13 protein-coding genes are annotated in these 18,606 nt (G+C 58.4%); 6 read left to right on the top strand and 7 right to left on the bottom strand.

Annotated features, from left to right (window positions below; all coding sequences use genetic code 11):
- Nucleotides 1-50: 50 nt before the first annotated feature.
- The 7 genes from ACTZWX_RS10715 to ACTZWX_RS10685 all read right to left on the bottom strand — a co-directional run bounded on the left by ACTZWX_RS10715 (nt 51) and on the right by ACTZWX_RS10685 (nt 9,844).
- The gene (locus ACTZWX_RS10715) at nt 51-875 is read right to left on the bottom strand and encodes an SDR family oxidoreductase (protein ID WP_444713922.1); all 825 of its coding nucleotides are present in this window, start codon (nt 873-875) and stop codon (nt 51-53) included.
- Complete coding sequence (locus ACTZWX_RS10710) at nt 872-2,830, bottom strand: acetyl/propionyl/methylcrotonyl-CoA carboxylase subunit alpha (protein ID WP_444713921.1); 1,959 nt, start codon at nt 2,828-2,830, stop codon at nt 872-874. Before ACTZWX_RS10710 ends, ACTZWX_RS10715 begins: the two co-directional genes overlap by 4 nt.
- A 234-nt stretch (nt 2,831-3,064) precedes the next feature.
- The gene (locus ACTZWX_RS10705) at nt 3,065-3,889 is read right to left on the bottom strand and encodes an enoyl-CoA hydratase/isomerase family protein (protein ID WP_444713920.1); all 825 of its coding nucleotides are present in this window, start codon (nt 3,887-3,889) and stop codon (nt 3,065-3,067) included.
- A gap of 248 nt (nt 3,890-4,137) precedes the next feature.
- Nucleotides 4,138-5,298 carry a citronellyl-CoA dehydrogenase gene (gene atuD / locus ACTZWX_RS10700; protein ID WP_072676656.1) on the bottom strand — a complete coding sequence of 387 codons (1,161 nt, stop codon included), beginning with the start codon at nt 5,296-5,298 and terminating at the stop codon, nt 4,138-4,140.
- 30 nt (nt 5,299-5,328) lie between these two features.
- A complete protein-coding gene (locus ACTZWX_RS10695; protein ID WP_444713919.1) occupies nt 5,329-6,945 on the bottom strand; it encodes an acyl-CoA carboxylase subunit beta in 1,617 nt (538 codons plus the stop codon).
- 9 nt (nt 6,946-6,954) lie between these two features.
- The gene (locus tag ACTZWX_RS10690) at nt 6,955-7,821 is read right to left on the bottom strand and encodes an SDR family oxidoreductase (RefSeq protein ID WP_444713918.1); all 867 of its coding nucleotides are present in this window, start codon (nt 7,819-7,821) and stop codon (nt 6,955-6,957) included.
- A 226-nt stretch (nt 7,822-8,047) separates the two neighbouring features.
- Complete coding sequence (locus tag ACTZWX_RS10685) at nt 8,048-9,844, bottom strand: acyclic terpene utilization AtuA family protein (protein WP_444713917.1); 1,797 nt, start codon at nt 9,842-9,844, stop codon at nt 8,048-8,050.
- 132 nt (nt 9,845-9,976) lie between these two features.
- On the opposite strand from ACTZWX_RS10685, the gene ACTZWX_RS10680 reads away from it, so the two are divergent.
- From ACTZWX_RS10680 to ACTZWX_RS10655, 6 genes are all read left to right on the top strand, one after another.
- Nucleotides 9,977-10,597 carry a TetR/AcrR family transcriptional regulator gene (locus ACTZWX_RS10680; protein WP_444713916.1) on the top strand — a complete coding sequence of 207 codons (621 nt, stop codon included), beginning with the start codon at nt 9,977-9,979 and terminating at the stop codon, nt 10,595-10,597.
- Nucleotides 10,598-10,875: 278 nt separating this feature from the next.
- Nucleotides 10,876-11,940, top strand: coding sequence for a hypothetical protein (locus ACTZWX_RS10675; protein ID WP_444713915.1), 1,065 nt, complete (start codon nt 10,876-10,878; stop codon nt 11,938-11,940).
- A 61-nt stretch (nt 11,941-12,001) separates the two neighbouring features.
- Nucleotides 12,002-13,012, top strand: a complete 1,011-nt coding sequence (locus tag ACTZWX_RS10670; protein ID WP_444713914.1) for a putative solute-binding protein — start codon at nt 12,002-12,004, stop codon at nt 13,010-13,012.
- A gap of 15 nt (nt 13,013-13,027) precedes the next feature.
- A complete protein-coding gene (locus ACTZWX_RS10665; RefSeq protein WP_444713913.1) occupies nt 13,028-15,079 on the top strand; it encodes a TRAP transporter large permease subunit in 2,052 nt (683 codons plus the stop codon).
- Between the two features lie 335 nt (nt 15,080-15,414).
- Nucleotides 15,415-18,042 (top strand): S8 family serine peptidase, encoded by a 2,628-nt coding sequence (locus tag ACTZWX_RS10660; RefSeq protein WP_444713912.1) that lies wholly within the window; start codon nt 15,415-15,417, stop codon nt 18,040-18,042.
- Entirely contained in the window at nt 18,039-18,536 is a 498-nt protein-coding gene (locus ACTZWX_RS10655; protein ID WP_444713911.1) for a protease complex subunit PrcB family protein, read from the top strand. The genes ACTZWX_RS10660 and ACTZWX_RS10655 overlap by 4 nt, the downstream gene beginning before the upstream one ends.
- Nucleotides 18,537-18,606 lie beyond the last annotated feature (70 nt).

The following is an 18,606-nucleotide window of genomic DNA, read 5'->3' as shown; positions in this document are numbered from 1 at the left end:
GTCATTGTCTTTATCAATTTTGAACCGCGGAGCAACACAGAGCCCCGAGGCTAATCCAGGAACAGGTCCGGCAGCAGAGGTTTGTCGCCCTGGGCGTACCGGTAGTGTTCAAAATCCTCTACGCCATCCTGACGAAGCACCTCTTCATCAATCAGCGCCTGCCCCGTCAGTTCCTCTGCTGTACGGGAAAGAATGCTGACGGCGGCATCCGCCATAATCTCTGGCTTGCGCCCCTGCACCATGAGCTGGGGCCCGCCAACTTCGTACTCGATGGCCGCCGTGGCTATCAGCGTTTTCGGCCACAGGCAGTTCACGGCAATGCCGTAGCGGCGGAACTCCTCCGCCATGCCCATGCTGAGCATGGTCATTCCATATTTTGTGGTGGTGTAGGGCCCGTATTGGGCAAACCACCGGGTGTTCAGGTTCAGCGGTGGCGACAGGCTCAGGATGTGGCCACCGGATTGCTTCAGCCAGGGCAGGGCAGCCTGGCTGCACGTGAACACCGCCCGCGCATTGACCTGGTGCATCAGGTCGTAGCGGCTTATCTTCAGGTTTTCGACACCGGTCAGGCGGATGGCGCCGGCGTTGTTGACCAGTGCGTCGATGCCGCCGAAATGATGTGCGGCTTCTTCCATCCGTTGTCTTACCTGGCGTTCATCCCGCACATCCAGCACCAAAGGCAGCGCTTGGCCGCCGGCGTTGCGAATTTCCTCCGCCACAGTGTGAATGGTGCCCGGTAACTTCGCATGTGGTGTATCGGTCTTGGCGCCAATCACCACATTGGCCCCTTCCCGAGCGCAGGCCAGGGCGATGGCGCGGCCGATGCCCCGGCTTCCGCCGGTGATGAACACGGTGCGTTGATTGAGTCGGCTCATGCGTCAGCCTCCTCGTTCTCTTTTACCTGAACCAGCAGTTGGCCCCGTTTAACCTGATCACCCTGCCGGGCAAGCAGTTGGCCGACGGTGCCGCTGCGATCGGCTTTCACCGGGTGTTCCATTTTCATGGCTTCCAGAATCACCAGGGTCTGACCCTGTTCAACTTGATCCCCCTCGGCCACCAGGACGTCGATGATGGCGCCGTCCATGCTGGCCTGTACCTTACCGCTGCCGGCGCCTTGGGCACCCTGTGCCGGCTGGTGGGTGATGTCCCGAGCGGACCAGGAACGCCCGAATGCCTGCAAATATAGGGAATCTCCGCTCCGGTAGTATTGGCACCGCTGACGAACTCCATTGTCGATAATGCATAGCAGGCCAAGTTCGTGGCTTTGCAGTTGCAGCTCATAATGTTCTTCACCGTGGGATACCTGCAGTGTGTTGCCGCTGTGGCGGACCAGCAATTCCAGGCTTTCTTCCTGTGCTTCCAGCTTCATGGGCATGACTGTGGAAGGGGCGTTGCTCCAGCCTTCCTGCCCGGTACCACTCAGGCTGAGAACGCAGGCGCCCAGCGCCAGTTCGCGGATGGTGAGCGGCTGGGGCGCCAGGGATGGATCATCCTTGAAGGCCTGCTGGAGGAACGCGGTGGTGGCTTCACCGGCACCGAAGGTGTCGTCGGCAATAATGCGGCTGAGGAAGTGCCGGTTGGTGGTCACACCGAACACGGTGGTGTCTTCCAAGGCACGGATCAGCCGGCGGCGGGCGTCGTCCCGGTTCTGGCCCCAGGCGATGACTTTCGCCAGCATTGGGTCGTAATGGGAGCTGACCACATCGCCGGAGCGCACGCCTGTGTCGTAGCGCAATCCTTCCCCTTCGGCCGGTGTAAATTGGTGCAGGGTGCCGGTTTGCGGAGTAAAGCCGTTGGCCGGGTCTTCGGCGTACAGGCGCACCTCGATGGCATGGCCGTTGAGTTCGATCTCGTCTTGGGTCAGCGGCAGGGGGCGGCCTTCGGCGACCATCAGCTGCCAGGCCACCAGGTCTTGCCCGGTGATCAGTTCGGTAACCGGGTGCTCTACCTGGAGGCGGGTGTTCATTTCGAGGAAGTAGAAATTGCGGTCTTTGTCGACCAGGAATTCCACGGTGCCGGCGCCTTCGTAGCCGCAAGCCAGGGCGGCTTTGACGGCGGCTTCGCCCATGGCTTTGCGCAGCTCCGGGGTGACAAAGGGTGAGGGCGCTTCTTCAACCACTTTCTGGTGCCGGCGCTGCACGGAACAGTCCCGTTCGCCCAGGTACACGGCGTTGCCGTGGCGGTCAGCGAACACCTGGATTTCCACGTGGCGGGGTTCGATAACGGCCTTTTCAATGATCAGTTCTTCGTCACCAAAGGCCTGTTTGGCTTCGGAGCGGGCCCGTTTGATGTTGTCGGCCAGCTCGTTTTCACTCTCGACCAGGCGCATGCCCCGGCCGCCACCGCCGGCGGAGGCTTTGAGCATGAGGGGGTAGCCTATGTCTTTGGCGGCGGTGACGAGTTCATCGTCATTGGCGTTGTTGCCCTCGTAACCGGGGACTACGGGCACGCCGGCTTCCTGCATGGCGATTTTGGAGCGGCGTTTGCTGCCCATGAGTTCGATGGCGTTTTCGGGCGGGCCGACGAAGGTGAGGCCGGCCTGTTTGATGGCTTTGGCGAAGCCGGCGTTTTCGGAGAGAAAGCCATAGCCGGGGTGGATGCAGTCGGCGCCGGTTTTCTTTGCGGCATCGAGGATGGCGTCGGCGTTCAGGTAGGAGGCGGCAACCTGTGCCGGGCCTATGCAGACGGCTTCGTCGGCTTGTTCAACGTGTAGGGCGTTGGCGTCGGCTTCGGAGTAGACGGCAACAGTTCGGTAGCCCAACGCCTTGGCTGTCTGGATGACCCGGACGGCGATTTCGCCACGGTTAGCGATGAGTAGTTTTTTTAACATTTGTATGTCACCTGCCTTGATACGCGCCTGCGTGTTTGGGTGCTCGTGCGCACCGCTGGCGGGGAGGGCCTCCGGAAAAACGCTACGAGCACATCCGTGTGCGCTTCGCTCCGGCCATCCATGGCCTCCGAGATTTTCCGGAGGCCCTCCCCGCCAGCGGCGCTTCCGCTGACTTTGTTCGTGCCTGCAGACATGTTGTGTAAGCAGTCTGCTGCTGTTGCTTCTTGTTGTTGATTAGCTTTCGTTGCCGGCCCACTTTGGCTCACGCTTTTGCATGAACGCCATGGTGCCTTCCATGCCTTCCGGGCCCCGGATGGCTGCGGCGAATTTCTCGGCGGCATCATCCAGCAAACCGGCCATGGCTTCATGGCCGACCCGGTGCAGCAGGGCCTTTGTTTCTGCCGTGGCATTTGGGGCGCACAGGCGAATGCGTTCCAGAGCCTGGTTCAGCATGTCGCTTAACTTTTCTTCGGATTCTGCAACCTGGTGGACGATGCCGAGTGCGCAGGCTTCCGCTGCGTCGATTCTCAAACCCAGCAAGGCCAGTCGACGGGCTTGGGTCAGGCCGATGCGTTCTACTACGAACGGGGCGATCTGGGCCGGGATGACGCCGAGGGTGGTTTCCGGCATGCCGAACTTGGCCGTCGGGCCGGCGATGGCGAGGTCAGAGACGCAGGCCAGGCCGAAGCCGCCGCCCATGACGGCGCCTTCGGTGATGGCGATGACGACTTTGGCGGATTCGTTGACCTGCTGGATCATCTGGCCGAAGGCGCGGTTGAGTTTGTAGAACGGGTCGTTGCGGCCTTCGCCGGCTTTCTGGCCCCGGGCACCGGCCATGTCTTTGATATCGCCGCCGGCGCAGAAGTGTCCACCGGCGCCGCGGATGACGACGGCTCGGATGGTTTGGTCGTGTTCGACTTCGCTGAACACGGTGGACAGTTCCGCGACCATGTGGAGGCTCATGGCGTTGCGAACGTCGGGTCTGTTAATCGTAATGAGCAGTGTCGGGCCCTGTTTTTCAAGTATCAGGGTTTCGCATTGTGGTAGTTGGTATTCCATACAGGACTCCACGTAAAACGTTTGGGGCCATGAGGCGGGGTTCCCCTTCCGGGACCGTTGAGGGCCATGGACGGCCCGAAACAAGCCCACATGGGTTCGTCGGTTCGTCCGAGCGTTTATGAAGCATTGCTTCATGCGACAGACGAACGACCGCAATCTAAGATTGCGGGCTGGACCCGCTTGCGGGTGCTCGTAGGCGTGTCCCGGAAGGGGAACCCCGCCTCATGGCCTTCCGCCAAACTAAAAACTCAGTCGCGTTTCTTGCCAGGCAAGGTACCCATCAGCTTGCAGATAATGCCCAGCATGATTTCGTCAGCGCCGCCGCCGATGGAGACTAGCCGCACATCTCGGTAAGCCCGTGACAGGGGGTTGTCCCACATGTAGCCGTTGCCACCCCAGAACTGCAGACAAGCGTCCGTCACTTCGCGGCCTAAACGACCCGCTTTCAGCTTGGCCATAGATGCCAGCTTGGTGACATCCTTGCCTTCAACGTGCAGCTCACAGGCCTGGTAGGTCAGCGCTCGCAGCGCTTCGATTTCGGTCTGCAACTCCGCCAGGCGGAAGTGGATGTACTGGTTATCGATCAGCGGCTGACCAAACGTCTTGCGCTCCCGGCAGTACTCAATGGTTTGGGTAACGCAATTCTCAAGAGCCTTGATGACATTGGCCGCGCCCCACAAACGTTCCTCCTGGAACTGCAACATCTGCATCATAAAACCCGTGCCCTCGGCACCGATGCGATTGCGCTGGGGAACCCGCACGTCGTCGAAGAACACCTGCGCTGTTTCAGACGACCGCATACCCAGTTTGTTCAGGTGCGGGCTGAAGCTGATGCCCGGCGTGTTCATGGGCACGATCATCAGCGTCTTGTTCTTGTGGGGCTTGTCGTCGCTGGTGTTGGCCAGCAGGCACATAAAATCCGCTTTCGGGGAGTTGGTAATCCACATCTTGGAGCCGTTGATGACGTAGTCATCGCCGTCTTTCTTGGCCGTGGTCTTCAGGCCCGCCACGTCGGAACCTGCGCCTACTTCACTCACGCCAATACAGCCCACCATATCGCCGGCTATGGCCGGTGCCAGGAAATCCCGTTTGAGTTCGTCTGAACCAAAGCGCGCGATAGCAGGAGTACACATGTCGGTCTGCACGCCCACGGCCAGCGGCACGCCGCCACATTTGGCCATGCCCAGTTCCTCAGCCGCCACCAGGTTGTAGCTGTAGTCCAGGCCCATGCCGCCGTATTCTTCCGGCTTCTGGATACCCAGCAGGCCCAGGTTGCCGAGCTTCTTGAACAGGTCATGAATCGGAAACTCGCCGGCCTCTTCCCATTCGTCGCAGTGTGGGTTGATTTCCTTTTCCACGAAATCGCGGACGGTTTTTCTAAGGGCTTCGTGTTCGGCTGTGAATTTCATTGTTGTTCTCCCAGTAAATCAGTGTGGAAATCAGAAACGGGCGACGCCGTATACGTTGGGTCGTAGTTGTCTTTGTTCGGCTTCGCGGCAAACAGACAGAGCCATGGCCAGCACGCGCCGGGTATCCCGTGGATCGATCAAACCGTCGTCCCACAGCCGTGCGGTACCGAACAGGGCGGTGGAGCCGTCTTCGAGTTTCTTGGCGGTGGCCTGTTCAAGGAACGCCAGAGTTTTCTCGTCTGGTTCTATGCCGCTTTTGCGTTGCTTGTCTTCCGCCACGATGCGCATCACCTTGCCGGCCTGGGCCGGGCCCATGACGGCGGTACGGCTGTTGGGCCAGGCGAAGATGAATCTCGGGTCCAGGCCCCGGCCGCACATGGCGTAGTTGCCGGCGCCGTAGGAACCACCGACAACCACGGCGAGCTTTGGAACCCGGCAGTTGGCCACGGCCTGAATCATCTTGGACCCGTGTTTGATGATGCCGTTCTGCTCGGAATGCGTGCCCACCATAAAACCGGTGGTGTTATGCAGAAACAGGATTGGCGTACCGGCCTGGTCGCACAGTTGGATAAACTGCGCAGCCTTGGTAGAGCCGGCCGGTGTGATCGGGCCGTTGTTGCCAATGATGCCCACGCTGTGGCCCTGAATGCGGATGGTGCCGCACACGGTCTGGTTGTCGTAGTCGTTCTTGAAATCCAGGAAGCGGGAGCCATCAGCGATCCGGGCAAGGATTTCCCGCACGTCGTAAGGCTTCTTGGCATCGGAGGGAATCACGCCCAGCAGTTCCTCTGCCGGATAGAGAGGTTCATCCCATTGGGGCTCCTGACGCAGCGGCAGGTTTTCGTTCCAGGGCAGGGCACCGAGGATTTCCCGTGCCTGGCGGATGCCATCGGCGTCGTCTTCGGCCAGATATTCAGCAGTGCCGGCCACGGTGGCATGCATTTCTGCGCCGCCGAGTTCTTCATCGGTGGCGACTTCGCCGGTGGCGGCCTTCAGCAACGGTGGGCCGGCCAGGAACATCTTGGCCTGCTCACGCACAGTAATCACATAATCCGACAGGCCCGGCTGATAGGCCCCACCGGCGGTGGCGTTGCCATGCACCACCGTCACTTGTGGAATGCCCGCAGCGGACATACGAGCCTGATTGGCAAAGCCTCGGGCGCCAAGCACGAAGATATCGGTGGCGTAGTTCAGGTTGGCACCGCCGGATTCCGACAGCGACACCACCGGCAGCTTGTTCTCCATGGCAATCTGCTGAAGACGCAGAGTTTTATCCAGACCTGCGGGGGTAATGGTGCCACCCTTGATGGCGCTGTTGCTGGCAACCACCAGACAACGAACACCCGCTACCCGACCAATACCGGCAATAATCCCGCCACCGGCCATGGAGCCGTCTTTGTCATCGTGCATCTTGTAACCGGCCAGGGAGCACAGCTCCAGAAACTCACTTCCACGATCCAGCAGCCGGTTGATGCGATCCCGTGGCAGCAGCTTGCCCCGCTTGGTGAACTTCTCCCGGGCCGATTCCGCCAGGTCCAGCACCTTCTGCTCCACATCCCGGAAGGTGGTGATGTGCGCTTCCATGGCCTCCACATTGGCCCGGAACTCGTCGGACTGGGGGCTTATTGCTGTTTCCAGTACCTGCATGGGAAATCCTCAGTCGTCACTCAATACTTTCGGCGTTACCGCCCGGTGGAAACCGTTATAGGGCTCATTGTTCTTCGCCTTCGGCATCGGCCAAACACGCCCGCCCTGGGATGCCGCACCGTCAATCCGCAAGCAATCGCCACTGATAAACGCCGCCCCCGGGCTAAGCAGGAAACAGATCGCCGAACTCACCTCCGATTCCGTACCCATCCGCTTGATAGGCACCGCATCCGCCAGACTGCGAATCCACGACTTCATATGGGCCGGGTAGTTATCCATCCCACTGGACGCAATCCACCCCGGCGCCACCGCATTCACCCGAACTCCGGACGGCGCCCACTCAACCGCCGCCGTCTGAGTAAAATTCACCATCCCGGCCCGCGCGGCCCCAGAGTGGCCCATGCCAGGCATGCCGCCCCACATATCCGCCACAATGTTCACAATCGAACCGCCGGTCTTACTCAAGGCCTGGGTATAAGCCTCCCGGGAAATCAGAAAGCCACCGGTCAGATTCGTCCGAACCACGGTTTCCCAACCCTTCTGGTTAATCCCCGTCAGCGGAGACGCAAACTGCCCGCCGGCGTTATTCACCACCCCGTTCAGCCCACCGTAAGTCTCAATAATGGCCTTCACCGTCGCCTTGACCGACTCCTCCTCACGGATATCGCAGGCATGAGCACTGGCAATGCCGCCGTCTTCCTCAATCTCGGCCTTAACCGCGTCCACCTTCTCCTGCTTACGACCCACCAGCGCAACCCGAGCACCGAGCGCCGCCAGTTCGTGAGCCGTGCAGCGGCCAATGCCAGAGCCGCCGCCGGTCACAATGAATACCTGGCCTTCAAACAATCCGGGCCGAAGAACAGACTGATAACTCATAAATAATCCTTCTCAAAAAAAGCTGAATCCACGTAAAAAGTCGGAGCGCCCTGGTGGGGGAATGCCCTACAAAAATCTCGTAGGCCATGGATGGCCGGAGCGAAGCGCCACATGGATGTGCCGAAGGCGCGCTTTTTGTAGGGCATTCCCCCACCAGGGTGCCAGCACCCAAGTTGTGGGCCCGAGTCCCAAGCAAGAATCTTGCGCCGGAGTGTGATTAGAATGTTCATTGCGCCGCCAGATTCGAAGGCACCGGCACAGGAAACTCCAACAGCTGCTGCGCAAACGCCTTACCCTGCGGATCAATCCGAAGCGAAGCCACACCACCACCACCAAGACTGTGTTCCAACAAGAAATTGAACGCATACAACCCCGGCATAGACCAACGCGTCACCCTGCCAGAATCCGGATTCAGCGTATGCGACATCCACTGCGCCACCGCCTGCTCCGTCAACGCCGCCTCAATATAAGGAACATACTCCGGATCCCGCGCAATCACCCCGATATTGCTGTGATCACCCTTATCCCCGGACCGCGCCCAAGCGAGCTTGATCAACGGCACCGTAGTATCCGCCGCCACCTCCATCCGAGAGTCCGGCTCAGCCGCCAGAGCACCTGGATCGAAACCACCCTCGGTTGCGACCAGCACCTCAGACTTCTCGCCAGCCAAATCCACCGAAACCGCCACTTCCGATTTTGGTACCAGGCAAGAGAACAAGCGAATCTTCGGCCACACCGTCGGCCGACCACCGACAATGCCGGTAATGCCGGGAGCCATCCCGGTGGCCGCCTGGGCAATCTCCCGTGAAAACAGCACCAGCGCCTCTTTCTTCGGATGGGCCGTAGCAATCTTCACCACCACCTCCCGGCATTGGTCGCCCTTGCCATGGTCGCCATAGGTGGTCTCGGTGCCCAATAATTCGATACTGGTTTCGGAATAGTCCGGCAGGCCGCGCTCGGCAAACATGGCCGAGGTTTTGCCAAGAATCGCCTCTGCGACTTTCTGAGCCTTGGCGGGCGCGTTTATGCCAGCCAGCAAAAAGGTGACCGTGCACTTGAAGCCATCCGGCCAGGTGCCAGACACCTTGTAACTGTCGGTAGGTGGCAGACCTTTGGCGCCGGAAACGCGAACCTGATCCTTACCGATTTCCTCAAGCCCAACCTGGGTGAAATCGCAGGTAACGTCGGGCAACAGATAGGCCCTTGGATCACCAATCTCATACACCAGCTGCTCGCTTACCGTGCCCCGGCTGACCAGGCCGCCGGTGCCCTCGGGCTTGGTCATCACAAAGTCGCCGGAGGCGCTCACTTCCGCAATGGGGAAGCCCATATTGACGTAGCCGTCAGCCACCTGCTCCCAGTCGGTAAAGTTGCCGCCGGTAGACTGGGCGCCACATTCCAGCAAGTGCCCGGCCAGGCTGCCTTGGGCCAGCTTGTCATAATCGTTCCAGCGCCAGCCGAATTCATGCACCAGCGGCGCCAGTACCAGCGCACTGTCTGCTACCCGGCCGGTAATAATGATGTCGGCACCCTGTTCCAGGGCGGCCACCAGGCCAGGCGCGCCCAGATAGGCATTCAAACTCACCATCATGGCGGGGAAGGGCTGGCCGGTGGTCATCTCGGTGACACCGGCATCGGCCAGTTTCTTTTTCTTCATCAGCAGGTCGTCGCCCAGCACCAGGGCGATTTTCAGATCGACTCCCGCTTTTTCGCACAGCGTTTGCAACGCATCCCGGCAAGCCACCGGGTTCACGCCGCCGGCGTTGGCCAGCACCCGGATGCCTTTTTCTTTAATGTCGCCCAGCAAGGGCGCCATAACGGTTTCCACAAAATCCCGGGCATAGCCCTGGGTGGGGTCTTTCATCTTCTGGCCAGCCATGATCGACATGGTGATCTCGGCCAGGTAGTCGGCAACCAGGTAATCAATATTGCCCTGGCGCACCAGCTGGGCGGCTGCGGTTTCGGTATCACCCCAGAAAGCGGCGGAGCACCCGATACGGATGGTTTTGTTGGCGTGTGACATGTTCTTGGCCTTGTTATGAAGCCCGCGTCGGCGGGAAGTTATCCAACGTTAAGAACGACAATACCAAGCAAGCGCTTGGTTTGTAAACAGGCAAATCTCGGGTAATATAAAAAGTCCCACCAAGACAACCGGATGGCCTTTGTGAACCAGAACCAGATTCTTCAGTCCCTGATTGCCGAACAGCTCGTTTCCGACCCCGCCAGTGCTCGTGGGCGCTTGTTAAAGGAAGCGGCGAGGTTATTTCGGGACAAGGGCTATGAGCGCACCACGGTGCGTGATCTGGCGGCAGCCGTCGGCATCCAGTCCGGTAGTCTGTTCCATCACTTCCGAACCAAAGAGGAAATCCTGAAAGCGGTGATGGTTGAGACCATCCGCCTCAATACCGCTTTGATGCAGGCGGCGGCCGACAGCGAGGAGTCCCCCCGGGGCAAGCTTAGGGCTTTGGTGCGAAGTGAGCTGGAATCCATTAACGGCCAGACCGGTGAAGCCATGGCGGTGCTGGTTTATGAGTGGCGCAGTCTCTCCGAGAGCTCTCAGGTGCAGGTGCTGGAATTGCGGGAGATCTACGAAGGGCTGTGGCTGTCTGTTTTGGAGGAGCTTAATGAGCGTGGCCAGCTCAAGGCAGACCCCTTTATTGTAAGGCGGATGTTGACCGGAGCGCTGAGCTGGACGGTGACCTGGTACAAGCCCGAGCGCGGTGGACTGACGCAGGATGGGTTGACCGATCAAGTCATGGCGATGCTCGGACTGTAACAACAGGTTGCCTATGGAGCTTATTGTTTTAAATCAATTAGTTTAAATTTTTGTGCTTTCCTTAGAGGCCATTGGCCCGATCGGCATATAATTTTCGGCATTCCAGCCATTCTTGTCTGACAAAAATCAAAGCATTCTTCGCGTCATAGAGATCAGTTCCTCGGGGAGCAGCCCGAATGCTGGCTGTGAAGGTTCTGGTTCACGGTTTGACGAAGCGAAAATGTGATAAAAAACTCGTCACCCCTTACTGACAAAAACAAAGCAAGACAGGGCAAATTATGTTCTACCCAGAGGTTTCCCTAGTGGGCCGTAGCTCGGCCCTGCTCAGACAGTTCGCACTTGCAGGACTGGCGATTGTCCTGGCCGGCTGCTCCGCCAACCCCATATATACGACAACGGGTATGGTGCTCTCCAGTTATGCAGAGTCTGAGGCAACACCGTATGTGCTGCAGATGTCGGACACTGAAATGGCGTGCGCGCTGGGTGAGGGTACTGATCCTCTCGTCTACTCCTTTTCTCGCGTAACCTCTGCGCCTGACAGCACCGGTTCATTGCTTATGCTGCTGGCCGGCAATTGCATGGAATATCGTGCCTGGAACGCAGAACTGGACTATCTCCGTGCCCAGTACAATGGTGATGTGCCCGCCGCAAAAGATGCCCGCGAGCGCGCTAAACGACTCTATGCCACGACAGCCTCGCGCCGTTACAATGCCTATCTTCGGGCAATGGCAGCCTACGACTTCGATCCCGCTGCTGAGCCCATCGAGTGCCCTTTCTTGTTTACCGATCAGGACGAACTGACGTTTCTGTTGGGGCTTCTGACCGGTATGCAGGCTATCGTGAACGATTCCAACTCTGGTGCGCTTGCAGGCGTGCCTCGTAATATTGCGCCGAGGGCAGAGCGTGCCGCGCAATGTGTAGATAACGAAAAATGGGGCGGTTTGCCTAATGCTGTTCGGGCGCTGGTCTGGTTGCTGTTGCCTGATACCCGTCCCGAACTGTCGCCCGACCCCTGGCAGGTGCTTGAGTACAGCGCTGAGATGGGTGTAAAGGCTGGTATGCGGGCTTCCCATGCGGTGCAGATTGTTGCTGCTGAAACCTTTGGCCGCCCTGAAGTGCTCGCCGATGCGATTGCGCATTTCGCCGATGCCGATGACCAGATCGAGGTTTGGGACGACTATCGATTGGTGGATGAAGTGGCTCGAACCATCGTTCAGTTCTCATCCGACAAGCACTGGACATCGGAATATGGCCACCGCACGCCGCGCAATTTCTTCGGCAAGATGAGTCCTGAGCGCGCGAGAGAGAATATTGAAACCATGGATCTGGATGGGTTGCTCTGAGGCAACCCTCCCATCCACGCCCTGTTTGATCGATAAACACAAGAATGACCCGGAGGTCGTCATGATCCGTAAATCCCTTGCCGCGCTGTCGTTGGCCGTTGCCGCTCCGTTGGCATCAGCCCAGACAGTTTCCATGTGTGTGTTTGACGTTATCGGCGCTAATGGCGACGTATACAACCTGGTCAAAGACTACGCCCTGGAAATGAAAGCCCATGGAGTGGACTTTAATCTTCGCCCGTACACTGACGAAGGTGTTGCCGTTGGCGACTTTAACGCCGGACAGTGTGATGCCGTTGCCGCAACCGACATTCGGACTCGACCGTTCAACAAGTTTACGGGCAGTGTCAGTGCGGTTGGCGCTATTCCTACCTACGATGACCTGGAAACCTTGTTGGCGACACTGGCCCAGCCCCGGGCGGCATCTCTGATGAAGTCAGGCGGCTATGAGGTGCTGGCGATTGTGCCGGCGGGTGCGGGGTATTTGTTCGTCAACGACCGAAGCATCAACACCGCAAGCAAACTGGCCGGGAAGCGAATGGCCACCCTTGATTACCAGCGTGACGCCATTCATATGGTCAATCATGTGAAGGCAACGGTGGTGCCATCGGATATCACCAACTTCGCAGGCAAGTTCAATAATGGCTCCGTTGATACCGCGTATGCGCCAGCGTTCGCCTATGAAGCCCTCGAGTTATACAAGGGTATCGGTGATAAAGGCGGTATTGTTGACTACCCATTGGCCCAGTTGACTATCCAGATCATTGCCCGCGAAGGCATTCTGGATGATGACGCTGCGCAGAAATCCCGTGAAGTGGCCTGGGACATGTTCCCGCAGGCGATGAACCTGATTGAGAGCCAGGAAAAAGCGATCCCTGAAAAGCAATGGATTCGGATTCCAGACGAGGACATCACTGGCTATCAGGAGATGTTCCGTGAAAACCGTCTGGAAATGCGTGATGGCGTGAACGGTGCACCGAGTGTGTATGACCCTCGCATGATGAGCCTATTGAGCAAAATTCGCTGCGCCAGCAACCCGGGCGCTTCTGAGTGCACGGCTGACAACCGGGAATAATCGGAGAGAAAACACATGAACTGGCGCGCGATGACTGCCTCTGGTGCAAGGACGCTCTACCCCGTACACAGGATACATGGGGTTATTTTACTACTTTTGCTCCTGTCAACTCTTTTGCTGGGTATGGGGAACTCTCTTCATTCCCGATTGCTGTGGGTTGGTGAGCAGGTATGGCCGAACTATTACCTGTTGAACCCAGATGCCACTGAGCCCACCTGTAATATGTTTATGGATGTGGATGCCGAGGTGGAACGGCGACTCCAGGCCTACAAGCCGGATCCGGATGATCTGTTCAGTTCGCCGCCTAACCCTGAAGCACTGCGACAGTCTCTGGAGAGCAATCTGGCATTGTGCGAGCAGCGTCACCTGCAGTTCGCTGAGAACCAGAAACACGCTACCTGGGCTCTGGGAGTGTACAAGGGTATTGAGCAGGGTCTGGCCGGTTTCCTGCTTGATAATATTGAACTGACCAAGTACCTGTTCATTGCCATGTTTGCCATGGCCGCAGCCATATCTGCTCTGGATGCAGACCACATTGCCTTGCGTTTGTCCCGTAACCGCTCGGAATGGCGTCTCAGTCAGGGTATCCAGTTCATCGTCAACGGTTTGATGGTGCTCTCGCTTAATGCCTATCTTGGTCGGCTATCGACATCGCCGGGCACGGAAAGCACCATGATTCTTCAGTACGCCTGGGCCGGGGTATTCGGGTTGTTCATGGTGATCAACGCCATCCGCTTCTTCCATATCCCCGAACGCATGAAGCCTGGCAGCCTGAACCTGTCATCGAGCCTGGTCATCCCGTTGTACTGCATGATGGGCTTGATCGCCATGTCGTACTTCTTCTTTGTGGATGGCTACACTTCGGGCCTGGCAATCTACTTCGGCATGATGGCGAACCTGTCTTCCATGTTCATCAACATTGGTCTTTATGTGTTGGTGGGCATGATGCTCAAGCAGACCCGGGTACCGGAATTGCTGCTGAACATCGTCAAGCCGTTCAACCTGCCGGCGCCTATGCTGGCCTCGGTGATCATCTTTGCCACGGCTTTCCCGACGGCATTCACCGGTGCCTCCGGTATCTTCATTCTTGCCGTGGGCGGTGTGGTGTACGACGAGCTGCGCAAAGCCGGCGCTGGGCGGCAGTTGTCCCTGGCGACTACGGCCATGTCAGGCAGTCTCGGGGTGGTGCTCAATCCGTGTTTGCTGATTGTGGTGATCGCCGCTCTGAACAAAGAAGTGACCACCTCTGAGATGTACGGTTGGGGCTTCTGGGTGTTCATTCTGTCTGCCAGTCTATTCTCGTTCATCGTGTGCAAGACCGAAGGTAACTGGAAGCCCAAGCCGGCACCCGGGGCCTTCCGGCTAGCGCTGAAGCAACTGTTGCCACTGGTACCCTATGCACTGACTGCCGCTGCTGTGATCTTTGCAATCTGGGTGGTCCTGGGTCTGAAATTCAACGAGTACAGTGCGCCGATGATTTTGCCGTTGGTGATGCTGGCCCTGGTGGTGCTGGACTCCGGAAAGGAGAGTAAGGAACTTTCTGTCTCCCGGATGCAGACCTTCTTTGAGCGCAGCAGCAATGCTGCCAGTGATTCAGCCGTTCACATCGGCGCGCTGCTGGCCCTGATCGGCTTCTCCATCTGCCTGGGCGGTATTCTGGAGCGCTCCGATATCGTCCATGCGGTTTTCCCGGAGACCCTGACCAGCCCCTGGATTGCCATGATGGTGATTGTGGTGATGCTGACGCTGATCGGCATGGTGATGGACCCGTTCGGTGCGGTGATTCTGGTATCGGCCACCATTGCCCAGCCGGCAATACAGATTGGCGTCGACCCGCTGCACTTCTGGATTGTGTGTCTGGTCGCCTTCGAGTTGGGTTACCTGAGCCCGCCTGTGGCCCTGAACCATCTGTTGACGCGGCAGGTGGTTGGTGAGACCGAGGTGTTGGCCGCCGAGCGTACCGGTACCTTCTGGCACCGTTATCAGCGCCTGCTGTTACCGCTGGCGGTGATGATACCCAGCTTGCTGCTGGTGGCCTTTGTGCCGATGCTGTTCTACGCCTTGTAGTTGGCGTGAAGACTGAAAACCCGTGGAGTTCTGCTTCACGGGTTTTTTTGTTGGTTCGACATATTCGAGTTTCGGGGGCGGGGGAGAAGGCCGGAGGGCTTGTCTGAAACATGCTGTGAATACATCCCTGTACGCTCCGCTTCGCCCCTCAGCGCTTATTGCTCCTGCGTCGCGCTTCACCCATGGTTCCGCAGGGTTTCAGAAAGCCCCTCCAACCTGCTCCTCCATCCTAGCGCTCATTTTACCCGGGCCGGGAGTAAACGATTTTGGAACTTTTGACCTATAGTTTGCGTATGGATAAGGAGGTTCATATAAAACAGGCAAAGAGGGTGGTCGTGAGAAGAACATTGCCGCAGTATCTTGTGCTCTCGGGAGTGGTATTGTTCGCAGGGTGCGGTGGTGGTTCCGGAAGTTCTGAATCCCAGCCCCCGGCCATTGATCTTGGCCCTCTATCTGGTGTGATCAGTATCGAATCCGGTAGCCGGATTGATCAGGACACCATGGATCAGTTGCGGTTTGTTGACGCCAGCCCCGCCTCGGGAACTCAAATCTTGCCGGCCAGCTTTGTTCTGGCGGGTTTCGTCAGTTCAAGAGATGGCTCCTATCCGCCGTTGAACGGCCAGTTGTTCAGTTACGCCGCTGACCCGGTGGATAACTACACCGTGCCCATGGGGCCCGGTGAAACGGTAATTCTGAGAAATTTTGGCGGCCGTGACGGCAATGCGGAACTTGAATTGCGTGTTACCGGCGGTGGAATTCTCTATGGGGCCGTAGAGACCGACAAGGACAGGCCTTCCGTCAGCGTGACCCTGGGTAGCGGCGCCCCGGAAGGGAATTACTCCGTTGAGGTCAGTGTGGCCAGCGTAGGTGGGCCCGCCCGCTATGTTCTGGTCAAAGCCGCCGATAGCCAACTCGATAGCGTCAGTCTTGACTGGCCGGATTACCAATTCCTCCCCGGCCAGGCCATTGTCACGTTGGATGCAACCGACTCCGGAACCATGTCTTCGCTGGCGACCGGTATGGCCAATGCTGAGCGGCATCTGGGTGGTTCGGACTGGTTGATGCGGATGCCGGCTCAGGCTTCTTCCCGTGCTGTCAGTGCGACTCAGAGGCAGGCGGAAACCCTGTCCTGGGTTACCCAACTTCGGCAGATGCCGGGAGTGAAAGATGCGGTGCCCAACTACACCATGTCGAGCATGCAGAACTCGCCGGTGGATGAGCCTCTGTACGGTTTGCAGTGGCATTACGATCTGATCAACGGGCCCGGAGCCTGGCAGTTGGCTCCTGACGGTGGCGAGGGCGCCAGCGTCGCTGTTCTGGACAGCGGTTTGTTTAGCCCCAACGGAACGACTGCCTGGCATACCGATCTTGACGCCAATGTGGATGGTGGCAGGGATTTGGTGGATAACGATTTCTATCCTGAGGATCCTGGTGGCAGCGTTGGCGCCAGTGTGTTTCACGGTACTCACGTTGCCGGAACGGTAGCTGCGGTGGTTAACGGTGAAGGCATCGGAGGGGTTGCGTTCGGATCCAGGATCGTTCCAGTCAGGGTTTTGGGAGAGGGTGGCACTGGCTCCTCCACAGATCTCATTGATGCCATTCGCTGGGTGACCGGGGACTCTCCCAGGCAGAACTTGCCCCGGGCCGAAATCGTCAATCTGAGTCTGGGTGGTTTGCCCAGGATTCAGGCGCTGGAAGACGCCATTGCTTTCGGCGTAGGGCGAGGCATGATTTTCGTTGGTGCAGCCGGAAACTCAGCAACCTCAACGCAATCGTTCCCGGCGGCGTCGCCCAACGTGTTGGCGGTCAGTGCTGTAGATGCCGGTGGTCGACTGGCGTCTTATTCAAACTTTGGCAGCTGGATTGATCTGGCGGCACCCGGTGGGGATGCCAGCCGGGATGGCAATAACGATGGCCGCGCCGATCTGATCTGGAGTACCAGTGCGGTGGGGCAGGCCGGTCAATTCGTTGCCAGTTATACGGGCTTGCAGGGTACGTCTATGGCCACACCTCATGTGTCTGGCGTCATGGCACTGCTGAAAGCCCAGAAGGATACTCTCACCTACAGCGAGGTTAGAGCCCGACTGGAAAGCGGCGAACTCACCGATTTTCCGGGAAGCCGAAACGACCAGTTGGGTTATGGCGTTCTCGATGCCGCCAAGGCGCTTCAGGCAAATCTGGAAGGCAGCGTGACGATTCTGTCGCCGTCGCCGTCCCAGGTCTCGCTCAGCAATGAGGGAGCGACGAGTGCCACGGTGACCCTGAACCAGATTGGTGATGGCTCCATTTCCAACGTTGTCCTTACCGAAAACCTTGCCTGGCTCAGCTCAAACCAACCGACCCCTGAGAACGGGCGGTATGTATTTAATGTATCATTGGTGGAGTCGGAGATTGAGCCAGATACGGCTTACCGGGGTGATATCCGGGTGACCTATGACGATGGTGGAACTCAGCGCAGCCTGCGCATTCCCGTTATCGCCCAGCTCATCAGCGACGAACAGGCCCGCAACGCCGGCACCCACTTCGTCCTGCTGGTGGATACCACTCCGGATGATGACGGTTTCTACTGGGCCGAGGCCCAGGTTGCTGTGGAGGCCTCCAATGGCAGCTACGGTTTCCGCTTTGAGTCCTGGGATGGAGAGGAGCCGCGCCGGCTCAATGAAGTCAGTCCGGGCGACTACTTTTTGGTAGCAGGCACGGATATCGATGGCGACGGCATTATCTGTCAGCCCGGTGAGGCCTGCGCGGAATACCCGATTTCCGGTTTGCGTGAGGTGATCACTATTGAGGAAGGCCAAAGCCTTTCTGATCTTCGAATGACCACCAGCTTTACCCGCCCCACAATTTCTGCGGAAACCCCGGAAATCTTGCCCAGGCCGGGGTTTCAGGGTTACCGTTTGATCACGCCGGAGCGCGACAGCGCCCGCACTAACAGTGATAACCGACCCAGGATGACACAATGACAGATCGCATTCCCCGGCTGTTTGCCTTGCCGCTGGCAGCGGCCCTGATAACGGCTTGCAGTGCCACCGGCGGTGAAAACGCCAGCGTGCAGCCCCAGGTGCGCCAGGTAACCCAGTCCGCCCACTGTGGCCTGACCGGACCAGGCGTCGCGCACGTGCGGACCGGTTCGGAACTGGAGGCATTGCTGGATATTGGCGGGCAGAACATGGCAACCGGCATCATTCGCCAGGTTAATCTTGAGAAAGAGTCATTGGTGATTGTCACCCTGGGCCAGAAGCCTACTGCCGGTTATAGCGTTGGGCTTGCGTCTGCTACGGCGGACCGGAAAACCCTGAAACTCGCCATGAAGGTAAATTCGCCCGCACCGGACATGATGGTGGCGCAGGTGATTACCTCGCCCTGCGCGGTGCTTGCGGTAGCGGACAGCCAGTGGCAGCGCCTGGAAGTATCCGGGTTGTCTGAAACGCCGTTGTTGAAAGAGCTCGGAAACTGAAACCACTTGGCGTAGCCACAAAACAAACATTGATCTTTCAGCCCGAATCCCTAAGCTATGGCTCAGCTTT

The organism is Marinobacter sp. NSM, assembly GCF_052380025.1.
Lineage (GTDB): Bacteria > Pseudomonadota > Gammaproteobacteria > Pseudomonadales > Oleiphilaceae > Marinobacter.
The sequence above is the reverse complement of the archived record's forward strand: the minus strand, read 5'-3'. Positions and strand labels throughout refer to the sequence as shown.